We start from the raw sequence: 1,106 nt of genomic DNA on the forward strand, positions 1-1,106 counted from the left end.
AATCGTTTGATTTCTATATTCATATTCACCTCAATTTTGAAGTGATATTTTATCAAACCATTGAAAATTTGGCGTTTATATTAAATAGAATTTTTTGAGATTGCTCTGATCAATGTCTGCTTTATTAAAAATAATAACTTTAAGAGAGTCCGCAAAGTGTCCGCACAGCCGCTACCTGACGGTTTTCAAAGAGGTAATAGAGAAGTGCTTGCCATGGCTTGAATTTGAAAAATATTTTTATGCCATTCATCCTACATACAGAGAATAAGTAATAGTCTCCAAGGTGCGTCCATCAAGGTGCGTCCATAAATTTATAAAAAAAGACTAAGGAGCGAATAATGCTAGCAGCAACTAATCAATGTAATACACCAGTAGCATTTAATCTCTCAGAGCCACTGTATGTAGCGTTAGACGTGCCTTTTAAATACCAAGGCAGAACATACGTTGTTACTAAGCCATCAAAAGAGAAATTTGCTCCTTTTAGTCAAAAAGGTTTTCTACTTTTTGAACAAGATAAAAGGGATGGTGAATTCTATAGGCCATTGTCAACAAGATTAAATCCACGCATAAATCGTCGATTTAACGCAGTTTTATCCAAGTTAATTATTTGCCAAAAGCATACTGCTGAAGCTACTCGTGAAGTTGATAATCCTATATTCTGTCCCTACCCACTTTTAACCCCCACCTCAGGCCTGATGATTCAACCTCCCAGATATACACCTCACCGCCATCGCTCGATACAACCTCCTGCATACGATGATATTTATGGACGGAAGCTGAATAGATGCTCTTTGTCGACGGTTAAAATCCATCAACCAAAACTCAACTTATCACTAAGAGAGGAGGGAAGATTAAATGAATGCATAAATAATAAACGTAATGATATTGTACCGTCTGAGTACCTAGATTTTATAGGCTCAAGTAGTACTCCTTGTGTTGATGAGGAAAAACTTGCCTTCGAGTGTTTACAAGAAATGTATTTTCGATTTCAATCTGCAAAAGTGGAACGCTTAACTCCACTAGAAATAAAACAGAAGCTATTAGAGGCGATTGAGCATATCGCTTTGCACCGTCCTTACACTTATTTTCTAATGATGGAATCTAAG

1 protein-coding gene is annotated in these 1,106 nt (G+C 36.6%); it reads left to right on the forward strand.

Going from position 1 to position 1,106, the window contains the following annotated elements:
• Positions 1 to 338: 338 nt before the first annotated feature.
• Positions 339 to 1,106: hypothetical protein (locus D5018_RS21360; protein ID WP_133309376.1), on the forward strand; the 768-nt coding region annotated here is incomplete at its 3' end.

This window comes from Parashewanella curva, from assembly GCF_003675895.1.
Classification (GTDB): domain Bacteria; phylum Pseudomonadota; class Gammaproteobacteria; order Enterobacterales; family Shewanellaceae; genus Parashewanella; species Parashewanella curva.